This is a genomic window from Serratia inhibens (assembly GCF_003591175.1).
Taxonomy (GTDB): Bacteria; Pseudomonadota; Gammaproteobacteria; order Enterobacterales; family Enterobacteriaceae; genus Serratia; species Serratia inhibens.
This window is the reverse complement of the sequence record NZ_QYYG01000005.1, coordinates 145,741-166,395: the sequence shown is the minus strand read 5'-3', so window position 1 is coordinate 166,395 and position 20,655 is coordinate 145,741. Positions and strand designations below refer to the sequence as shown.

The 20,655-nt window shown below is 57.7% G+C and carries 11 protein-coding genes; 4 read left to right on the top strand and 7 right to left on the bottom strand.

Translation table 11 applies throughout. The annotated features are described in order from the left end of the window. Positions 1-40 precede the first annotated feature (40 nt). The 5 genes from brnQ to phoB all read right to left on the bottom strand — a co-directional run bounded on the left by brnQ (position 41) and on the right by phoB (position 6,235). Positions 41-1,360 carry a branched-chain amino acid transport system II carrier protein gene (gene brnQ, locus D4100_RS16795; RefSeq protein WP_006319731.1) on the bottom strand — a complete coding sequence of 440 codons (1,320 nt, stop codon included), beginning with the start codon at positions 1,358-1,360 and terminating at the stop codon, positions 41-43. A 570-nt stretch (positions 1,361-1,930) separates the two neighbouring features. Then, complete coding sequence (locus tag D4100_RS16790; protein WP_006319730.1) at positions 1,931-3,037, bottom strand: cobalamin-independent methionine synthase II family protein; 1,107 nt, start codon at positions 3,035-3,037, stop codon at positions 1,931-1,933. A gap of 212 nt (positions 3,038-3,249) precedes the next feature. Next, entirely contained in the window at positions 3,250-4,188 is a 939-nt protein-coding gene (locus tag D4100_RS16785) for a PstS family phosphate ABC transporter substrate-binding protein (RefSeq protein ID WP_006319729.1), read from the bottom strand. Between the two features lie 16 nt (positions 4,189-4,204). Continuing rightward, positions 4,205-5,521, bottom strand: coding sequence for a phosphate regulon sensor histidine kinase PhoR (gene phoR / locus D4100_RS16780; RefSeq protein WP_006319728.1), 1,317 nt, complete (start codon positions 5,519-5,521; stop codon positions 4,205-4,207). Between the two features lie 24 nt (positions 5,522-5,545). After that, positions 5,546-6,235, bottom strand: a complete 690-nt coding sequence (gene phoB / locus D4100_RS16775; RefSeq protein WP_004949222.1) for a phosphate response regulator transcription factor PhoB — start codon at positions 6,233-6,235, stop codon at positions 5,546-5,548. A gap of 201 nt (positions 6,236-6,436) precedes the next feature. On the opposite strand from phoB, the gene sbcD reads away from it, so the two are divergent. The 4 genes from sbcD to licT all read left to right on the top strand — a co-directional run bounded on the left by sbcD (position 6,437) and on the right by licT (position 13,624). Continuing rightward, entirely contained in the window at positions 6,437-7,669 is a 1,233-nt protein-coding gene (gene sbcD, locus D4100_RS16770) for an exonuclease subunit SbcD (RefSeq protein ID WP_119804821.1), read from the top strand. Next, complete coding sequence (gene sbcC, locus D4100_RS16765; RefSeq protein WP_119804820.1) at positions 7,666-10,920, top strand: exonuclease subunit SbcC; 3,255 nt, start codon at positions 7,666-7,668, stop codon at positions 10,918-10,920. The genes sbcD and sbcC overlap by 4 nt, the downstream gene beginning before the upstream one ends. 219 nt (positions 10,921-11,139) lie before the next feature. After that, the gene (gene eat, locus D4100_RS16760) at positions 11,140-12,507 is read left to right on the top strand and encodes an ethanolamine permease (protein ID WP_006319724.1); all 1,368 of its coding nucleotides are present in this window, start codon (positions 11,140-11,142) and stop codon (positions 12,505-12,507) included. A 274-nt stretch (positions 12,508-12,781) separates the two neighbouring features. Beyond that, positions 12,782-13,624: a BglG family transcription antiterminator LicT gene (gene licT / locus D4100_RS16755; RefSeq protein ID WP_119804819.1), complete on the top strand. Its 843-nt coding sequence runs from the start codon at positions 12,782-12,784 to the stop codon at positions 13,622-13,624. A gap of 300 nt (positions 13,625-13,924) precedes the next feature. Here licT and D4100_RS16745 read toward each other — a convergent pair whose 3' ends face one another. Beyond that, complete coding sequence (locus D4100_RS16745; protein WP_119804817.1) at positions 13,925-18,796, bottom strand: RHS repeat-associated core domain-containing protein; 4,872 nt, start codon at positions 18,794-18,796, stop codon at positions 13,925-13,927. A gap of 775 nt (positions 18,797-19,571) precedes the next feature. After that, positions 19,572-20,480, bottom strand: a complete 909-nt coding sequence (mak, locus tag D4100_RS16740; RefSeq protein WP_119804816.1) for a fructokinase — start codon at positions 20,478-20,480, stop codon at positions 19,572-19,574. Positions 20,481-20,655 lie beyond the last annotated feature (175 nt).

Sequence of the window (20,655 nt, the reverse complement as noted above, 5' to 3'; positions counted from 1 at the left end):
AGCCACGGACAAGTCCGTGGCCCTAGACCAAGCCGGGGGATTATTGGTGCGCGGTCACTTCAGAACGCGTACAAACCCGGTCATAAATCGCGACCAACACCAGCATCAGCAGAGAAGGCGACAACCATGCCAGCCCCTGCGCAGCCAATGGCAAGTGATTGGTCCACTCCGGCAACAGATGCTGGAAGGTGGACGCCTTCACCGCGTCAAGGATACCAAACAACAGGCTGACCAGCATCACCGGCGCCACGATGCGCGTCGCGCTGTTCCACCAACGCAGGGTGAAGCTCAATACCACCAGCACGATACACGGCGGGTAAATCGCGGTCAGTACCGGGATAGAGATCTGGATCAGATGGCTCAGGCCCAGGTTGGAAACCACCATCGAGAACAGGCCCAGAATAAACACCAGCGTCTTGTAAGAGAACGGCAGGTACTGAGCAAAGAACTCGGCGCAGGCACAGGTCAGGCCTACCGCAGTCACCATACAGGCGATGAAGATCAGCGCCGCCAGGAAGAAGCTGCCCAATCCACCGAAGGTGTTTTGCACATAGGCGTGCAGGATCACCGCACCGTTGGTCGCATCCGGCACCAGCACGCCGCTGCCGGAACCCAGCTTGAACAGGCTCAGATAAACCAGCGTCAGACCCACGCCGGCGATCAGGCCGGCCAAAATGGTGTAACGCGTCAGCAGGCCGGCATCTTTCACGCCGCGGGAACGCGCAGCGTTAACGATGACGATGCCGAACACCAGCGCGCCCAGCGTATCCATGGTCAAATAGCCGTTAACGAAGCCGGAAGAGAAAGGAACGTGCTGATAAATGTCGGTTGCCGGGATGGGCGTGCCCGCCGGCCAAACCAGCGCGGCGATGCCGAGTGCGCCGAGCGCAACGATTTTCAGCGGAGCCAACACGTGGCCCACGGTATCGAGCAGGCGGCCCGGATAGAGAGAAATGCCGATGACCAGCGCGAAATACACCAGGCTGTAGATAAACAGCGGCATGGCGCCGTCGCCGGTCAGGGGGGCAATGCCCACTTCAAAGGATACGGTCGCGGTACGCGGGGTGGCGAACAGTGGGCCAACCGCCAGATAGCAGACCGTCGCCAGCAGCAAACCTGCGCTGCGGCCAATCGGTGAGCTAAGGGCGTCTATACCGCCGCCGACGCGCGCCAGAGCGATCACGGTTATCACCGGCAAACCGACTGCGGTAATCAGGAAGCCGATTGCTGCGGTCCAGACGTGCTCACCGGACTGTAAACCGACCATCGGCGGGAAAATGATGTTCCCTGCGCCGACAAATAAGGCAAAGGTCATAAAACCCAGTGCCATAATATCTTTTGACGTTAAACGATGACTCATAAGATGTCGTGTTGCCTGTTCAAATGAAAAAAATACCCGATATCGTGGTGACGTGACGCCCCCACCCGGTTGCCGGCTTGTCCTTTCATCGCGAGGTCAATAAGAGCAGAAAACGCATAACGTCCGGCGCTTTGTCCTTATCCGAAATAGACCGCTCATGATGATGGGCAGAGTTTTATAAGTTATATACCCAAGATAATTGGAGTTGCATCAGGCGGCAAAGGAGCTTATCCGATGGGCTTACTGAGGTAAGCGATGCGGGTAAGTGAGCGCAGCCAACACGGAGGCAGCTTCAAGCATGACGGGTAAAAATGGAGGTTTAGTCCGACAACGGGGGCTAAGTTAAACGTTTATAGCGTTGAAAGGCAAGTCGTGCGATAAAAACCAGAGCTATCGACCAGATAATCTTTTGTCACCAGTCGATCATAGTGGCTATCAATAAATATGCACTACATGATTTGTATCATTTATGAACGACGCATTCACAAACCGTGAAACATCCGGCTTAAGACCGCGCGAAAACGCCAATAAAAGGTCGATTTCCGCGTGGCCTGAACGGGTTCCCGGGGCTTACCAAACCTCTCGGGCAATATTCACCACGCTTTGCAGTTTATTCCACTGCTGCTGTTCGCTCAGACTATTGCCCTCTTCGGTCGAGGCAAACCCGCACTGGGTGCTGAGGCAAAGTTGGCGGCGATCGACAAACTGCGCAGCCTCCTCCAGGCGCTGTTTCACCTGTTCCGGCTCCTCCAGCTCGCCGTTTTTGGTGGTGATCAGGCCCAGCACCACCTGCTGTTTACCGGGTTTGATAAAGCGCAGCGGCTCGAAACCACCGGAGCGCTCGTTATCGTACTCCAGGAAGAAAGCGTCGATATTCACCTGGCCGAACAGGATTTCCGCCACTGGCTCGTAGCCGCCTTCGGAGATCCAGGTAGAGCGGAAATTACCGCGACACACGTGCAAGCCGATAGTCAGATCGTTCGGCTTGCCGGCGATCGCCGCGTTCAACACGTCGGCATAGATCTTCGCCAGACGATCCGGATCCTCACCGCGCTCGCGGATCTGCCGCCGTTGATCGTCCGAGCACAGATAAGCCCAGACGGTGTCATCCAGTTGCAGATAGCGGCAGCCGGCATCATAAAACGCCTTGATCGCATCACGGTAGGTCTGCGCCAAATCGTCAAAATAGGCGTTCAGATCCGGGTACACCTGGCTGTCGATCGCCTTGCGCCCGCCGCGGAAGTGCAGCACGCTCGGGCTGGGAATGGTCATTTTCGGCACTGCATCGCCGGCCGTCGCCTTCAGGAAGCGAAAATCCGCCAGCATCGGGTGCTGGGGGTTAAAACCCAATTTGCCGACCACCTTGATGCTGCGCGCCCGGGTTTGCACGCCGTTGAACTGGATCCCCTGCTCCGCATCATAACCTTCCACGCCGTCCAGCCCTTCCAGGAAGTCGAAGTGCCACCACGCACGGCGAAATTCGCCGTCCGTCACCACCGCCAAACCGAGGTCTTTCTGTTTTGCCACCGCCAGGCGAATCTGCTCGTCCTCAACCGCCCGCAACCGGGCGGCATCGATTTCGCCTTGCTGGAATTGCTGGCGAGCGGTTTTCAGTGCCGCAGGTCGCAACAGGCTACCGACAACGTCAGCGTGAAAGGCATGGTTGCAATCGCACATATTATTAACTCCCGGTGACAGGCAAAGGATCGGGCCTCTTTGCTTCAATGATTGACAGTGTGAACTATTACGCCGGGTTACAATGGACATCCAGACGTCTAAATCCTTATTGAGAAGCATCCTGTCACGCCGATTGCCGGGCGGCAATGGAAGAATTTTCATTGGTATTGAGAGAAATTCATGTTGGACGCCGCGCAACGTCCGATGGAAGGCTATTTCAGGCCCAGCGCCAGGCGGGTTTTATGCAGCGTGTCGGGTGGCAGCGGCAAGTAACCGTCATGATTGACCAGATTTTGTCCGGTATCGGACAGCACGCGATCGAGAAATGCCGCAGTCAGCGGCTCCAGCGGTTGGTTGGGGGCCTTGTTGATGTAAATGTACAGATAGCGCGACAGTGGATAGCTGCCGTTGCGCACGTTGGCGTCATTGGGGGTGATGTAGTTTTCACCCGACTCCGCCAGCGCCAACAACCGTACGCCGCTGGCGCGAAAGCCGATGCTGGCATAGCCAATGCTGTTCAGCGAGCCGGCCACCGCCTGCACCACCGAAGCCGAACCGGGCAGCTCATTGACCCGCGGCATAAAGTCGCCGCCGCACAGCGCGCGCAGTTTGAAGTAGCCGTAGGTGCCGGAGGCGGAGTTTCGCCCGAAACGCTGCAGATCGCGCTGTTGCCAACTGCCGGTCAACCCCAGTTCCCCCCAACGCATCAGCGGCCGGCTTTCGCCGCAGCGCCGGGTGGAGGAGAAAATGCGATCGAGCTGCTGCAGGTTCAGGCCACGCAACGGATTGTCCTGATGCACCAGCACCACCAGCGCATCTACCGCGACCGGCACGGCCAGCGGCGCATAGCCATAACGGTGTTCGAACGCCGACACTTCCGCCGCCTTCATCGGCCTGCTCATGGGCCCAAGCTGCGCCGCGCCCGCCGCCAACGCGGTAGGTGCGGTTGAAGAGCCGGCGGCCTGGATCTGCAGATTGACGTTAGGGTAGTGCTGACTGAAGTCCTGCGCCCACAGCGCCATCAGGTTCGCCAGCGTATCGGAGCCGACGCTCGACAGGTTGCCGGACAACATCCCGTCCGGCTGCGCCAACGCGCCGCGGCTCGCCAGCAGCGCCAGGCACAGCAACAGCCATCGGGTAATTCGGATCATGCCAGCCTCTCGCGCGTTAATTTTTCACCGCATTCTCTGATAAAGCTGCGGGAACAATCAACCGGTTAGGCAAGGTAAAAATGAAACGGGTGCCGCTCCCCTGTTCGCTGAGGATCTCCAGCCGCGCATCGTGGTGGCTGAGCGCATGCTTGACGATCGCCAGCCCAAGCCCACTGCCGCCGGTCTGGCGTGAACGGGCTTTATCGACGCGGTAGAAACGCTCGGTCAGGCGAGGAATATGTTCGGCGGCGATGCCCGGCCCGTTGTCGCTGACCTGGAACTGCGCGCCGTTTGGCGTCTGTTGCCAGCTCACCTCAATATTGGTGCCCTTCGGCGTGTGATTGACGGCGTTATACACCAGATTCGACACCGCGCTGCGCAGTTGGTCATCGTTGCCGAACACCTTGAGCTGCTCGTTCACCCGGAAGGTAATCTCATGGTTGCCGCCGCTCAGCGACTGCGCCTCACGCTGCAACACCCGTAACATCAGCGGAATATCGACCCGCTCGTTCATCTCGACGTTAGGTGCCGCCTCAATGCGCGACAGCGTCAGCAGCTGTTTGACCAGCCCGTCCATGCGCCGGGTCTGCTCCTGCATGGTGCCCAGCGCCTTGCCGCGTAGCGAACCGTCCAGCTCCTCGTCGCTCATCATCTCCAGGTAGCCCTGCAATACCGTCAGCGGGGTACGCAACTCATGGCTGACGTTGGCGAAGAAGTTGCGGCGAGCGCCTTCCAGCTGGCGCATTTGGGTGACGTCGCGCGCCACCATCAACAGTTGCCCTTCCGAATAGGGCATCACGCGGAACTCGACGTAGTGCTCGTTGTTGAGTTGCAGCGTCAGCGGCCGGGTGAACTCCTGCTGTTGCAGATAGTGGCTGAACTCCGGGTAACGCAGCAGGTTAAGGATGTGTTGACCGTTGTCTTCCGGCCAGCGGAATCCCAGCAGATGTTGAGCCAGCCCGTTGCACCAGAAGATATTGCCTTCAACGGTGGTCATCACCACCGCATCGGGCAGCGATTCCGCGCCGCTGCGAAAGCGTTTGATCAACAACGCCAGTTCACGGCGACGACGACGGTTGCGCTGCTGCATCTGGTACAGGCCGTAAAACAGCGGCTCCCAGCTCCAGCGCCCGGGTGGCGGCGTCATGCTGCGATCGACCCACAGCCAGTGGGAAAGTTTGAGTTGGTTATAGAAATTCCAGACCAGTGCCGCCAGCACGGCGGCCAGCAGCAGCCAGGGCAGATAGCCGAAAATCAGCCCCAGCAACAAGGCAGGTAAACAGAAAAGAGCCAGCTCCAGGGCCAGCCTCTTCCAGGAAAGGCGTTCTAGCACAGCATATTCTCCAGCGCGACGCGATCAGTAACGCGTTGAGAATCGGTAGCCGGTGCCCCGAACGGTTTGAACCATTTTGTCATGACCAGTGGTCTCTAACGCCTTACGGAGCCGGCGGATATGCACGTCAACGGTGCGGTCTTCCACATAAACGTTAGTGCCCCAGACGTGATTAAGCAACTGTTCACGGCTATAAACACGTTCCGGATGGGTCATAAAGAAATGCAGCAGTTTGAACTCGGTCGGCCCCATATCCAGCGCCTGCTCATTAGCCATTACGCGGTGCGAGGAAGGGTCCAGGCTCAGCCCCTGCATTTCAATCACTTCTTCCACCGCCATCGGTGAAATGCGGCGCATTACCGCCTTGATGCGCGCCACCAGCTCCTTCGGCGAGAACGGCTTGGTAATGTAATCGTCCGCTCCCACTTCCAGGCCGCGCACCCGGTCTTCTTCTTCACCGCGTGCGGTCAGCATCATCACCGGAATATCGCGGGTCAGCGCTTCGCGCTTCATGTGTTTGATAAACTGGATACCGGAACCGCCGGGTAACATCCAGTCGAGCAACACCAAATCAGGGAACGGCTCAGACAGGCGCGTCACGGCGCTGTCATAATCCTCGGCTTCCAACGGTTGGTAACCATTCTGTTCCAACACAAAGCACACCATCTCACGGATCGGCGCTTCGTCTTCCACCACCAGTATGCGTCTTGCCATCGTCAATCCTGCCAATGTGTTAGCGATCACAGTTGATTGCGGGCGCCATTATGCGTCAGTTTTGTGACAGATTTATGAAATAAATAGCCATGAAAAAACCTGCCTGTTGTAGGCAGTAAGCATAGCGATTATTTCTAGTCACGCAGAAACATCATATTCCCTTTATAATCCCTGCCATTACTCTATCGCCCCGGGAGTGTCATGCGCCTGATCCACACCTCTGACTGGCATCTTGGCCAGTACTTTTTCACCAAAAGCCGCGCCGCCGAGCACCAGGCTTTTTTACGCTGGCTGATCGAGCAAATAGACCAGCAACGGGTGGATGCGCTGATCGTCGCCGGGGATCTGTTCGACACCGGCTCGCCGCCGAGCTACGCCCGCGAGCTGTATAACCGCTTTGTGGTCGAATTGCAGCGCACCGGCTGCCAGTTGGTGGTGCTGGGCGGTAATCACGACTCCGTGGCAACCCTGAATGAATCGCGTGAATTGCTTTCTTGCCTGAATACAACAGTGATCGCCAACGCCCAAAACGACATCGGGCAGCAAATCCTGGTGCTTAACCGGCGCGACGGCCAACCGGGTGCGGTGCTGTGCGCCATCCCGTTCCTGCGCCCGCGCGATCTGACAACCAGCCGCGCCGGCGAATCGGGCGGGCAAAAGCAGCAGGCGTTGCAAGAGGCGATCGCGCAACACTATCAGCAGCTTTACCAGGCAGCCTGCGCACGCCGCGATGAACTGGGGCTGGCCTTGCCGATTGTCGCCACCGGCCACCTGACCACTGTGGGGGTTACCACCTCCGATTCGGTGCGCGATATTTATATCGGCACGCTGGACGCCTTTCCGGCGCAGGCGTTTCCGCCGGCCGATTACATTGCGTTGGGGCATATTCACCGGGCGCAAAACGTCGCCAAATCCGAGCATATCCGCTACAGCGGTTCACCTATCCCGCTCAGTTTTGATGAGTTGGGCAAAGCCAAAAGCGTGTTTATGGTGGATTTCGCCGAAGGCGCCCTGCAACAGGTCACGGCACTGGAGATCCCCAGCTTCCAACCGATGCAACTGATCAAGGGCGATTTGACGCAGATCGAACAACAATTGCGGCAGTTCGCCGATTATCAGGGAGAACTGCCGGTGTGGCTGGATATCGAAGTGGCGACGCAGGATTACCTCAGCGACATTCAACGCCGTATCCAGCTGCTGGCGGATCAACTGCCGGTGGAGGTGGTATTGCTGCGCCGCAGTAAAGAGCAGCGCCGCCAGGCCCTTGAACGGCAAGACAAGGAAACGCTCAACGAACTGAGCGTCGATGAGGTCTTCGAGCGGCGGTTGGCGCAGGAGACGGAAATCACAGAGCCCCGCCAACAGCGGATGCGCCAAATGTTCCATCAGGTGGTCGAGGCCGTGCGGCACAACGACGAGGAGCCGACCCAATGAAAATTCTGAGCCTGCGGCTGAAGAACCTCAATTCATTGCAGGGCGAGTGGAAGATCGATTTCACCGCAGAGCCTTTTGCCAGCAATGGGCTGTTCGCCATCACCGGGCCGACCGGCGCGGGCAAAACCACGCTGCTGGATGCCATTTGTCTGGCGCTCTACCACCAAACGCCGCGCCTCAACGTGACGCCGAGCCAGAACGAACTGATGACGCGCCACACCGCCGAATCGCTGGCGGAAGTCGAATTTGAGGTCAAGGGCGTCGGTTACCGCGCCTTCTGGAGCCAACGCCGTGCCAAAAACGCGCCGGACGGCAACCTGCAAGCGCCAAAGGTGGAACTGGCACTGCGTGAAGACGGTAAAATCCTGGCGGATAAAGTCCGCGACAAGCTGGATCTGACCGCCGCGATCACCGGGCTGGATTTCGGCCGCTTCACCAAATCGATGATGCTGTCCCAGGGGCAGTTCGCCGCCTTCCTCAATGCCGATGCCAATGACCGGGCCGAACTGCTGGAAGAGCTGACCGGCACCGAGATCTACGGCCAGCTTTCCGAACGGGTTTTCGAGCAGCACAAACAGGCCAAAGCCGATCTGGACGCCTTGCATCAACGCGCCAGCGGCATTGAGCTGCTGAATGACGAACAGCGTCAGCAGTTGGAGAGCCAGTTAGCTGAGCTGAGCGCGCAGGAAGCCGCCCTCAGCGGGCAGGCCCGGCAACAGCAACAGGCGCTGAACTGGCTGCAACAGTGGCAGCAAACGCAGCACCAGCAGCAGGAATACCAACGCCAGTTGAGCGTCGTGCAACAAGAACAGGCTGCGGCCGAACCGCAGTTGCAGCAGTTGGCGCGCAGCGAACCGGCGGAGAAACTGCGACCGCTGCATAGCGATCGTCACCGCTGCCGCAGCGACCAACAAGCGCTGCAACAGCAGATCGCCCAACTGGCGCAGCAACAGGAACATCAGCTTGCGCAGATGGCGCCATTGCAGCAGGCAATGGAAAAAGCGCGCGCCGAGCAACAGGCGCAGGCCGAACGCCAGCAGACCCAGCAGCGGCTGATCGACGAGCAAATCGTCCCGCTCGACCACCAGATTGCGCAGTGGCAAAAAACGCAGGCGGAATTGCAGCAGGCGTGCGACAGCGCCGCCCGACAGTGCCATCAGCAGAAAGCGGATCTGGAGCAACTCAAGGTTCAACGCAGCCAACTGACCGCGCAAGCCGGGCAGCATCAGGAGAAGCTTAACGGCCTTAGCGCAGCGCTGATGACGCAGCAACAACAGCAAAATGCGCTGGAAGCGCAGTCGCCGCTGGCGGCGCTGCGTCAGCGTCAGACCGCGTTGGCCGAGCTGCGCCCGGTGCGCCAGCAGTTGTTCACCCTCTCCTCGCTGTTCCGCCAGACCAACGAACGGCTCGAGCAACAGCGTAAAGAGTTTAGCGCCCGTCAGGCACAACTTGGCGAACATGAGCAACAGCTGGAAGAAACGCGGCGGCACTACAAGCAGCAAAAAGCGCATCAGTTGGACGTGGAAAAAGCCCTTGAGTTGGAAAAACGCATCGTCAGCCTGGAAGCCGAGCGCGCGCTGCTGCAAAGCGGCGAGCCCTGCCCGCTGTGCGGCTCCGCCAGCCATCCGGCCATTGAGCAATATCAGGCGGTAAAACCCTCCGAGACGGCATTGCGCCTGGCGGAAATGCGCGTCAAAACCGAGGCGCTGTACACCTTGGGCACCGAACTGCGCACCCGTTGCGAAAGCCTGAAGGAACAACAACAGCGCCAACAGCAGCAGATAACGCAGGACGAACAACAACTTGCCGCCCAGCGCCAACAGTGGCAAACCCTCAGCGCACCGCTGGCGTTTGATTTCGAACTGGAAGATGCCGAGCGCCTGGGCCAGTGGCTGAACGCCTGCGACAGCGAAGAACGCCAGGGCCAGCAATGGCTGACGCAGCACGAACAGGCGGCACAGGCGGTGCAGCAGGCGAAAGATGCCCTGGCTGAACTGCAGGCACAGCAACAACAGGCGCAACAGCAACAAGCGTTGCTGGACGAACGCTTCACCCTGCTGGAAAAAAACCACGCCGATGCACAGTTGCAACAGCAACGCCTGCAGCAACAGTGGCAAGAGGGCGAGCAAACCCTGGGCGAACACCGCACGCAGCGGCTGGCGCTGTTTGGCGAACAACAGATTCCGCAGGTGCGTGAACAGTTGCGTGCCCAACAGGCCGTCTGCGAGCAGGCCAGCCTTCAGGCGGCGGAACAATGGCAGAAAGCTCAGGAGCAGCGCGATCGCCTGGCCGGCCAGCTTGCCGGCTTGCAACAGCAGCAACAACGGCAGAGCGAGAGGTTGCAACAGGCGGAACAAACCTGGCTGGAAGCACTGGCCGCCAGCGAATTCAGCGACGAAGCCACTTTCAGCGCCGCGCTGTTGGACGACGCACAGCGCCGGCAATTGCAGCAGCATAAAGAACAGCTGCACCAGCGGCAGGTGGAGGCCAGCGCCCTGCTGGCACAGGCAGCCCAGACGCTGGAGCGGCAGCGACAGCAGCGCCCGGAGGGGCTGGATGAAATCCAGGCCGACGCGCAAGCCCTGAGCCAGAGCCTGGAGGCGCTTGCGCAGCAGTTGAAAACCGTGCAACTGCGCCAGGGTGAAGTGCGCAACCAATTGGAAAGCGACGCCGCGCGCCGTCTCAATCAGCAATCGCTGTTTGAACAAATCGGCCAAAGCCAGCAGCAGTACGACGACTGGAGCTACCTCAATCAACTGATCGGCTCCAAAGAGGGCGATAAATTCCGTAAGTTTGCCCAGGGGCTGACGCTGGATCATCTGGTGTATCTGGCCAATAACCAGCTTGGGCGGCTGCATGGGCGTTACCTGTTGCAACGCAAAACCAGCGACGCGCTGGAACTGCAGGTGGTGGATACCTGGCAGGCGGACGCGCTGCGTGATACCCGCACCCTGTCCGGCGGCGAAAGTTTCCTGGTCAGCCTGGCATTGGCGCTGGCGCTGTCTGATCTGGTCAGCCATAAAACCAGCATCGACTCGCTGTTCCTCGACGAAGGCTTCGGCACGCTGGATGCGGAAACCCTGGATACCGCGCTGGACGCGCTCGACAGCCTGAATGCTTCCGGTAAAACCATCGGCGTGATCAGCCATGTCGAAGCGATGAAAGAACGCATTCCGGTGCAGATTAAGGTGAAAAAGGTCAACGGACTGGGTATCAGCCGGCTGGAGCCGCAGTTTCGGCTGGAAAGTTAGGCCGCCCTTTACGGTCAATAAATCACCAGAAAAGCGCATTCTCGCCGCCTTGCTGCTCACTTTTGGTGCGCGGTCAGGCGGTGAACCTCTCGGTTTGATAAGCAGCCGTTAGCGGCTCACCCACGCCGGCGGACAGGCATCGTCATGGCATAAAACCTGCAACGTTGCGGCTGGATACCTTTTATCAGCGCAGACGGTTTTTTCGATCGGGAGAGCGACATGACAATGCAACTTAAACCTACCCTGGGTACCCTGCATCTTTGGGGCATTGCCGTCGGGCTGGTGATTTCCGGGGAATATTTTGGCTGGAGCTATGGCTGGGGTGTGGCGGGGACGCTCGGTTTCCTGATCACCACCCTGATGGTGGCGACCATGTACGGCTGTTTTATCTTCAGCTTTACCGAGCTGACCACCGCAATCCCTCACGCAGGCGGGCCTTTCGCCTATAGCCGCCGCGCCTTTGGCGAAACCGGCGGCCTGATCGCCGGGCTGGCGACGCTGGTGGAATTCGTGTTCGCCCCCCCGGCGATTGCCATGGCGATCGGCGCTTACCTCAACGTGCAATACCCGGCGCTCAACCCCAAGTGGGCGGCGGTGGGCGCCTACGCCATCTTTATGACGCTGAATATCCTCGGTGTGAAGCTGGCGGCGCTGTTCGAACTTTGCGTCACCGTGCTGGCGGTCTTTGAGCTGCTGGTGTTTATGGGCGTGGTGGCGCCCGGCTTTAGCTTCAGCAACTTCGTGCTCAACGGCTGGGCGGGCAGCGATCATTTCGGCAGCGCGGCGCTGTCCGGTATCTTCGCCGCCATTCCGTTCGCCATCTGGTTTTTCCTGGCCATCGAGGGCGCGGCAATGGCGGCGGAAGAAGCCAGGGATCCGAAACGCACCATTCCTCGCGCCTACATTTCCGGCATTCTGACGCTGGTGGTATTGGCGCTGGGTGTGATGTTATTGGCCGGCGGCGCAGGCGACTGGAGCAAACTGTCGAACATCAACGATCCGTTGCCGCAGGCGATGAAAATGGTGGTCGGCGAAAACTCCGGCTGGATGCACATGCTGGTGTGGATTGGCCTGTTTGGATTGGTGGCCAGCTTCCACGGCATTATTCTCGGCTATTCGCGCCAGTTCTTCGCGCTGGCACGCGCCGGTTACCTGCCGACCTCGCTGGCGAAACTGTCGCGCTTCCAGACGCCGCACCGGGCGATCCTGGCTGGCGGCGTGATCGGCATCGCCGCGATCTTCAGCGACAGCTGGATCAACCTGCAGGGCATGAGCCTTACCGCCGCCATGATCACCATGGCCGTCTTCGGCGCCATCGTGATGTACCTGATGAGCATGCTCAGCCTGTTCAAGCTGCGCCGCATTGCGCCGGAGCTGGAGCGCAGCTTCATGGCGCCCGGCTATCCGCTGGTGCCGGCCATCGCGCTGGTGCTGGCGTTGGTGTGCCTGATTGCCATGCTGTGGTTTAACCCGGTGATCGGTGGGGTGTTTATCGCCCTGATGGCCTGCGGTTATCTCTATTTCCTGCTGACCAAAACCCAGCGCCGCAACGCACCGCAGGACCTGATGCTGTCCGGTAGCGACTGAGAAGTGTGACCGCGGCGGCACTCCCCGGCGAAAGGAGTTGAGACGCCGCTGACAAGGGTTATGATGCTGCTGATAACAGGATTGTTACTGTATACCTAAGAATTTCAAGCTGCAGCCTTGCCCGATGACTCAGACTCATGCAGGCACTGCATGCAGCCCCCGGCCGGTTCAGGGGGAGAAAAATATTCGCATACAGGCAAAACCTGACGCAGGGGATCGCTCCCGTGCGTCAGGTTTTTTCGTTTTCAGCACGCTGAAGCATCCGGGAATAACCATGAAAATCGCAAAAATACTTAATAATAACGCGGTGATTACCTTGGACGACCGTCAGGAAGAAACGGTGATGATGGGTCGCGGCATCGGTTTTAAAAAGAAGGCCGGCGATCTGCTGGATGAAAATTTGATCGAGAAGATCTTCACGCCGAACGGCGGTGAGATGGGCGAACGCTACAAAGAGCTGCTGGCGGAGATCCCACTGGCCTGCGTGACCACCGCCGACAAAATCATCACCCTTGCCCGCCAGCGCCTGCCGGGCCAGTTGCACAACATCGTCTATATCACGCTGACCGACCATATCCACTTTGCGCTGCAACGCCACACCCAGGGGCTGGACATCAAAAACGTGCTGCTGTGGGAAATCAAAAAGCTCTATCCGGCCGAGTTTGCCGTCGGGCTGGACGCGCTGGATCTTATCGCCCAGCGGCTGGGCAGCGCCCTGCCGGAGGACGAAGCCGGTTTCATCGCCCTGCATCTGGTCAACGCCCAGTTGAACGACGAGATGCACAACACCCTGCACATCACCCGCGTGATGCAGGAGATCCTTAACATCGTCAAATACCATTTCCGCTTTGATTACAACGAAGAAGCGCTGAGTTACCACCGCTTTGTCACTCACCTGAAATTCTTCGCCCAGCGCCTGCTGGGGAAAAACTACGTCGACAGCGACGATGATTCGCTCTACCAGGTAGTGAAAGAGAAATACCGCGAGTCGTTCGCCTGCGCCGGCAAAATCAATCAGCACATCGAAAAACATTACCAACACCAGCTAACCAGCGAAGAGATGATGTTTTTGACCATTCATATCGAGCGGGTGCGCAGCGAAAGCGAGGGGAGATAGGATCGGCGCCGGGGGTCGAACCCCCGAATGCCATACAGGTTCGATTGAGCTGCATGAAAAAGTCATCGGTGCCTTCATCGCAAATACATGTTCTACTAATTGGAGTCATCATCCAGTAGATGACTCCAATTAATTTAATAGCTACCAATGCAAGCCTAAAGAAGCACAATTAAATTAACGCATAATATAAAACATTAAAAAAACCATTAACGCTTCACGTCTGAAAAACAGAAACAAAACGCCCCCTACAGGCCCATTGCTAATTACTTTAAATTTCAGCCACTTAAGCAAAAAAAATCACTACAATCGAGTCATCTCATCTAGTCCGTCGTCCCAGTCGTCCCAATTAAATATAACCTGATCATTCTTGATGCGACTATAGTGGGGAGGGTAATAAAAAGCCACCGTCCCCTTATCATAGGCCGGTGGAGGCATCAATCTTCCACTGAATTCTTCAGGTTGAAATACTGGTGGTTCAACAGATTGTCGTTGCGCTCTAACTGGCACAGGACTTGATTGTGGTGATTGGTAGGGATAACGTCGATTAAGACGTCTGAATATGGCATTTTGGGCTTCTGAGTCAGAAGGAAATTCTATTATCTCATGCGCTTCATACCGTATATTATCATCATCCAGTCTTTTCCTCGAGTACATCATGCTGTAACGACGAGATTTACGGTCACGAACGGCAACTGCGATCCCCGGAATATCAGGATGTTGAGAATATCCCCTTTGTCTGGCAGCGCGTACCGCTCCTCGCCCTGATAACCCCGTACTTCGAATGTTGCCCAGTCTTTGGCGTGTTGCTTGAGTCGCTTTTCTGACTGCCTGCAAGCCACCCACGCCAAGCCCCACTAACCCAGACGCCATCGACACCCACCCCAGCACCGCCGAGGCTTGCGGATCCACATTCGCCACAATACCGCTGGCTATCGCCGTCATGTCCGCCACCACACCCAGCGCGCCAACCGCCAGCGACACCGCCGACGCAGACTCCAGCGCCGCCGCTATACCGCCCGCCGCCGCAATGGATGCTCCCGCAGTGAACACGGCACCGACCAGCCCCAGAATACCCAGACCTATTCCCAGGATCCCCTGCCAGCTCATGTGCCCGGACGGGTCGGTGAAGTTGATTGGGTCCCCCCCGCAGTATGCGTACGGGTTTATCCCCCCCGCGCCGAACGGGCTCAGGCTGTCCGGGCAGTTAAAGCGCATCAGTACCGGGTTGTACGCCCGGTATCCGTTACCCAGGTGATACGCGCCGCTTACCGGATCGCACCGTTCACCGTTGAACCCCGGCAGCAGCGCTGCCGCCTTACCGCTACCGTACGGTGACCAACCGTGCAGGCTACCTTCGGTCTGCCCACTCTCCCAGGACCACAGCAGACTGTCATTGCCGTCGCCCGCCGTCAGCGTCAGGCGCTGACCCTCGCTGACCCCCAAACAGGTGTGTCCGCCTTTAATCAGCCGGATTTCACGCTGCTGCGTGACCAGGATCTCATTGACCAGTTCATCGCCCCGGTAATACAGCGCATGGATATCCCCGTCATTCACCTTCTGGCTGACCAGCCGGTTCAGCGCATCATAGCCATAATGTCCGCCGGGAACATCCGTCCCACTGACGCTGGTCAGCCGCCCCAGTACGTCATAGCTTAACGTTCTGCCGGCTTCATCGCGGATCATGCGGCCTTCTGCATCATATTCCAGCGAAATAACCTGCGGATAACTGCCGTGCGTGTGGGTTACCCGGCTCAGTTGGGTCGGATCATCCGCATTGTCATAGTAGAACATCGCCGTGTCATGGCTGCCGTCGGTCAGTTGGCTGGTCACACGGCTCAGGTTGTTCAGTGCATCATAGCTGTACTGCTGGCCGGCCAACAGGTGGCCATATGCGTCCGCCGATGGCGCACTGCCACTGACGCGGTAGCTGACCAGGCGGTTACGGCTGTCGTACTCGTACTGCTCATCCTTCAGCAGCGCATTGTTTTGCTGTGTAATACGTCTGTCCAACAGGCTGTTTGCCAGCCAGCTCTGCTCCAGAGTCAGCATGGTACCCTGGCCACCATCAAGGGTTCGGGTGACTTCCCGGCCAAAGTCGTCGTACTCCAGGGTCATCACCAGGGTGGCGGCAGTCGTGATATCCGTCACCGTTCGTGTGTGGGGCCGCCCCAGGGCATCGTAGGTCAGACTGACGGTCAGCGCTTCATCGGAAAGCATGATAAGCCGTCCGAATTCATCCCGTTCATAGGTGGTCGTTTTACCGGTAATGTCGGTATACGCCGCCGGTGCGCCGGACAAGGTGCTGCGGTGCAGGGCCTGGCGGCGGTTGTCACCCTCATTGAAGATCTCCGTCTTCAGATGACCTGCCGGTGTCCAGACATTGCTCTTCCCTGTGTTGCCCTCATCTGCCTGCAACAGGGCGCCGGTGGTGCCGTCATAGCGGAAGTTCTGCATCACCCCGTCGGCCATCAGGCTACTGACAGCATTGCCCAGTTCGGGAATATAGGTGTATTGCAGAACACTGCCGGACGGCAGGGTGACGGTCGCTGGTGCCGGCGAAGCGCCATCATACGCATAGGACGTAATGCGGCCGCCGCTGGCGGATTCCGTCAACCGGCCCAGCGAGTCAAACGCCTGCGTCCCCAGTTGCCAGCTCTGCATGTTGCCGTCCACATCCGGACCGGTGACGCTGATCGCGCTCACCAGTGCCTCCGCCAGATGCGGCGCGTAACGGCGGGTCACCGTGCTGCCATCCGGCAGGGTACGGCTCCGCTCCCGCCCAAAGGTGTCATAGGTGAAGGTCGTAATATGCCCTCGTTCATCCTCTATCCGGCGCAGCAGGCCCCGCCCGTCACGAGCGTAGCGGGTTGTTCCCTGCACCTCACCGGCGGCGTCCCGCTGTTCACTGTGGGTCAGTTGCAGGCTGACCGGATCAAAGTGGCGTTTGGTCATGCCGCTGTTGACGGCACGGGCGCCATCCTGCTCGCGACCCAGGCCCTGCATCTGTTGCGTCTGCGTCAGCCCCACCGGATCCAGCGACCGGACAGACGTCAGGCCATCTGTGGTCGTGATAGTCCGCGCCTCTCCCCAAGCGCCATAGCGCCTATTGCCGGTCAGGCTGCTGAAGGTGGGTTCCCCCTCATCGCCAATCTGCCAATCCTGAGATGTCTCTGATGCCACATCCCCCGTTGTGTTGTAGCGGGCGGCATACACGTCATACAGCGCCTGAGTGGTGTCAACATCCCGTACCCGGCGTCTGACTACCCGCCCTGTGCCGTCAAAATGGGTCTCCTGCTGCATGCCGGTCGGCCCGGTCTCCGTGGTAACCGGTGTGCCGTCCATCCGATAAGACCAGTGAGTTGCGTGCTCATACAGCGTTCCGGCGGCCTGTGTGCGATGCAGCAGACGGCCCAGATCGTCGTAGGTATACGCCGTGGTCACGCCCAGCGCATCCGTTTCCTCAAACAGAGCGCCGGACAGGGCGGAAGAGGTTCTGTGGGTGATGGCAGTCAGCCCGTCATGGCCGCTGAAGGTCGCTCGCTGCTGCAAACGTGTCCCGCTGACCGTGGTGCTGAACACCTGACGGGAAGTAAAACTGTCCCCCCCGTTTTCCGGGTACAGCGTTTCGTCAATGGCGCTGATGCGGCCAAACTCAGGGCTGCCCGGCACAGTGTGATAGGTTGTGGTCTTGTGCTGCAATAGCACTGATCCACTGAACAGGGACTGCGTATCCTGAACGGCGCAGGTCGTATTACCGAGGGTGGTGTAGGTGTAGGTTTCGGTGCTGTCCACCACATCCGGGTACGCGTCGTTCGGGTAACTGACGGTTTTTTGCTTCAGAAAACGGGTAAACCCATTAGGCTCTGCCGGGCAACCCTCGCTGCCCTCCGGTGGATACCAGCTCAGCGTGGTGACCGTGCCGTCCGCCTCGGTCTGCTGCAACAGGTTCCCCTGCTCATCAAAACGGGTCTGCGTGGTCCGGGCGCGTGTTTCCCCCAGCGTGTCCGTCAGTGTTTCTGTCGTTTCTCGCGGCAACAAAAACTGGAGAGGCTGCTGATCAAACGGCTTCAACTCATCGGCATAATAACGGACGGTTTGGGTCGTGACGGTGCCGTCACGATGCGTTTTTTCTTCGCCCAGAAGATGGAATTTATTGTACGTCCGGGTGGTGATAAGGGTGGTTTCGGCCGCCGTCAGGGTTTCCGTTGAGAAATAGCTGTAAATGCCGGCAATGCCATAGGTGAAGTCATTGTCCGGGCTCCAGTCTGCGATACCGCCAAAGCCAAGGTAGTTGGCATCAGACCAGGTCCAGGTAGTTTCCTGGGCCGGCTGAGCGGCCCCGGGATCTCGCCGGAGACTGACAACGGCAGGCAGGGCCGGCAAGCCGGATTTTTCAGGGAAACGCATGACCTGTCCCTGATACCGCACCTGCTCCTCCAAACCTGTCGGGTAAGTCAGACCACTTAAGAGATAAAAGCTGTCCACGGGTTGGTAGCTGAGTGTCCATTTCAGCTCCGTGTTGTCAGCCGCGTAATGAGTCAGGCTGGTCAGGTTATTATTGGCAAACAGCAAGGACAGGCGTCCGCCCTCATCGCTGGCGGGAAAAGTGTGAATGACCGTTGAGATATTGCCGTAATAGTCAACCGTTAACAGCGTGCGGAACTCATCGTTCAGGCGGGTGAGACGCGGCGTTTTACCGGTATGATCCCATGCCAGGCTGACATAGCGGCCGGCCGGTGACACAATGCGGACGGGGTATTTCAGTGCTCCGGCAGAGCCGGGGCCGTGCAGCACCTCGGTCACGCCGTTTTTCCAAATGACTTCATAGGCTTCTGCGGTTTTGCGGAAGATAAAGGTATTGAGTTTTCTCTGGAAGATCACCGGCTGACCGCCGGTCTCAGAGACACGATACTGCTCTCCGGAGGAGAGTTTTAGCGTGCCGGTGGAAACATTGTAACTGGTGAGCCCCAGGGAGAAGCCGGTGCCGAACCCGATGTCGTCCGAGCCAAGCGGATTATAAGTGAGAGCCAGATCAACCGAGGGCCCCAACTGATTGTTTGCGGCCAGAGAAAGCAAGCCGAGGTTAATAGCATATAAACCGGTACGCGGATCTACGGTGGAGTTCAACCCGGTTGAGAAATTACCGGCTTGGGTATTGAAATTATCAGACATGATTTACCTCGTAAGTACGACTGGCTCCGGTAATAATTAATTTCCTCTGTCGTTCGATGCTCCGAAGACCTTCGATAATGACAAAATTAATACTACTGATTGATAATGCCAATCTGATTGTATTTACCAGAACAGGGCGAAAATCAACCGAAACCAAACCTCTGCGCTTACTTAATGACCAGGGCATTATTGCCTCCTTTGCAATAAGGAAAAATCATTAAAAATACATTTTCATTAACATCGCATTATATTAATTTAATCATAAACCGTTAGGCCAAAGTCTGCTTTACAAAAATTATTGCGTACCCGATAAAATTTAATCACAAGGATAAATTGAACAGCGTGGCTGTGTACTCATAGTCATTAGAATTAATTTTTTCATGGGGTAATTACCTCTCGTATTGCGGCATTGCCAATCAACAAAAAAAACATTACTTTTAGGGTTAGGATGTTTAATCCAAGAATATACTCCGCAGGGAATATTAATTTAAAAGGGTATCCAGGCTTTGACTTCAATAATTTTTTATCTTCTTTTTAATTAAACGATAATTATTGTTTTCGGGCCGCACATGTAATTGCCAATATGTCTTTCACGTTTATGTTGAAAGTACGCAAACTCTTCAGATGTAAATTTAAGAACGGCATCAAGCGCCTGACTCCCTAACATAAAAAATCCGTAATCTCAGAGAGATTACGGATTTCACACCGTGGCAGGATCGTTCAGGTGATCCTTAACCGATCGGCATTACGAACAGATTTGCCTTTTTTGCAACTGTTACCTCTGCGGCCACAGCCAGGCTGCGCCGCGCACGCCGCTGGAATCGCCGTGGATCGCTTTACGTATTGGCGTTTCGCATTCGCCGCCGAATACCCAGGATTTCACCAGCTGCGGCACGTGCTGATACAAGCGGTCCACATTGCTCATGCCGCCGCCCAGCACCACCACGTCCGGATCGAGTATATTGATCACATGCGCCAGCGATTTCGCCAGCCGCAGTTCATAGCGGCCGATGGCCCGCTCCGCCAGGGCATCGCCTTGCGCCGCCAGCGTCATGATCTCATGGCCTTTCAGCGGGTTGCCGCTCAAACGCGCATAGTCGGTTGCAAAACCGGTGCCGGAGATAAAGGTCTCGATGCAGCCTTGCTTGCCGCAGTAACAAGGCACCTCGGTGCGAAAACGCAGCTCGTCGTCGTCCATCCAGGGCAAGGGATTATGCCCCCATTCGCCGGCAATGCCGTTGCCGCCGGAGTGCGCCTGCCCGTTAATCGCCACGCCGGCACCGCAGCCGGTGCCGATAATCACCGCAAACACGGTTTTCTGACCGGCCGCCGCGCCATCGGTGGCTTCCGACACCGCCAAACAGTTGGCGTCGTTGGCGATACGCACTTCACGCGCCAACATCGCCGACAGATCTTTATCCATGGGTTGGCCGTTGAGCCAGACCGAATTGGCGTTTTTCACCAGCCCGGTATAGGGCGACAGCGTGCCGGGAATGCCGACGCCGACAGAACCCTGCTGCCCGGTATTTTCTTCCGCCAGCTTCACCAGGCCGGTGATTGCATCCAGCGTTTGCTGGTAGTCATGACGCGGCGTCGCGATACGATGGCGGAACAGCTCATGCCCATCGTTGGCCAGCGCGATCACTTCAATTTTGGTGCCACCCAGATCGATACCAATGCGCACGATTTTTTCTCCTCAATGCACAACAACATTGCTACAGACTACTGTAACCGGTATGCAGGATCATCCCCTTGCCGCCGAATGTGACGGCGACGGCAATTTCCGCATCAGACCCCCTACCGGCTACCGCTTATTAATTAGCCATCAGGTACACTGTTTTTAAAGGGTTCCACATAAT

Excerpts from the sequence above, each read along its gene's own strand:
- brnQ (WP_006319731.1), bottom strand. The coding sequence starts at position 1,360 with ATGAGTCATCGTTTAACGTCAAAAGATATTATGGCACTGGGTTTTATG.
- D4100_RS16790 (WP_006319730.1), bottom strand. The coding sequence starts at position 3,037 with ATGTGCGATTGCAACCATGCCTTTCACGCTGACGTTGTCGGTAGCCTG.
- D4100_RS16785 (WP_006319729.1), bottom strand. The coding sequence starts at position 4,188 with ATGATCCGAATTACCCGATGGCTGTTGCTGTGCCTGGCGCTGCTGGCG.
- phoB (WP_004949222.1), bottom strand. The coding sequence starts at position 6,235 with ATGGCAAGACGCATACTGGTGGTGGAAGACGAAGCGCCGATCCGTGAG.
- sbcD (WP_119804821.1), top strand. The coding sequence starts at position 6,437 with ATGCGCCTGATCCACACCTCTGACTGGCATCTTGGCCAGTACTTTTTC.
- sbcC (WP_119804820.1), top strand. The coding sequence starts at position 7,666 with ATGAAAATTCTGAGCCTGCGGCTGAAGAACCTCAATTCATTGCAGGGC.
- eat (WP_006319724.1), top strand. The coding sequence starts at position 11,140 with ATGACAATGCAACTTAAACCTACCCTGGGTACCCTGCATCTTTGGGGC.
- licT (WP_119804819.1), top strand. The coding sequence starts at position 12,782 with ATGAAAATCGCAAAAATACTTAATAATAACGCGGTGATTACCTTGGAC.
- D4100_RS16745 (WP_119804817.1), bottom strand. The coding sequence starts at position 18,796 with ATGTCTGATAATTTCAATACCCAAGCCGGTAATTTCTCAACCGGGTTG.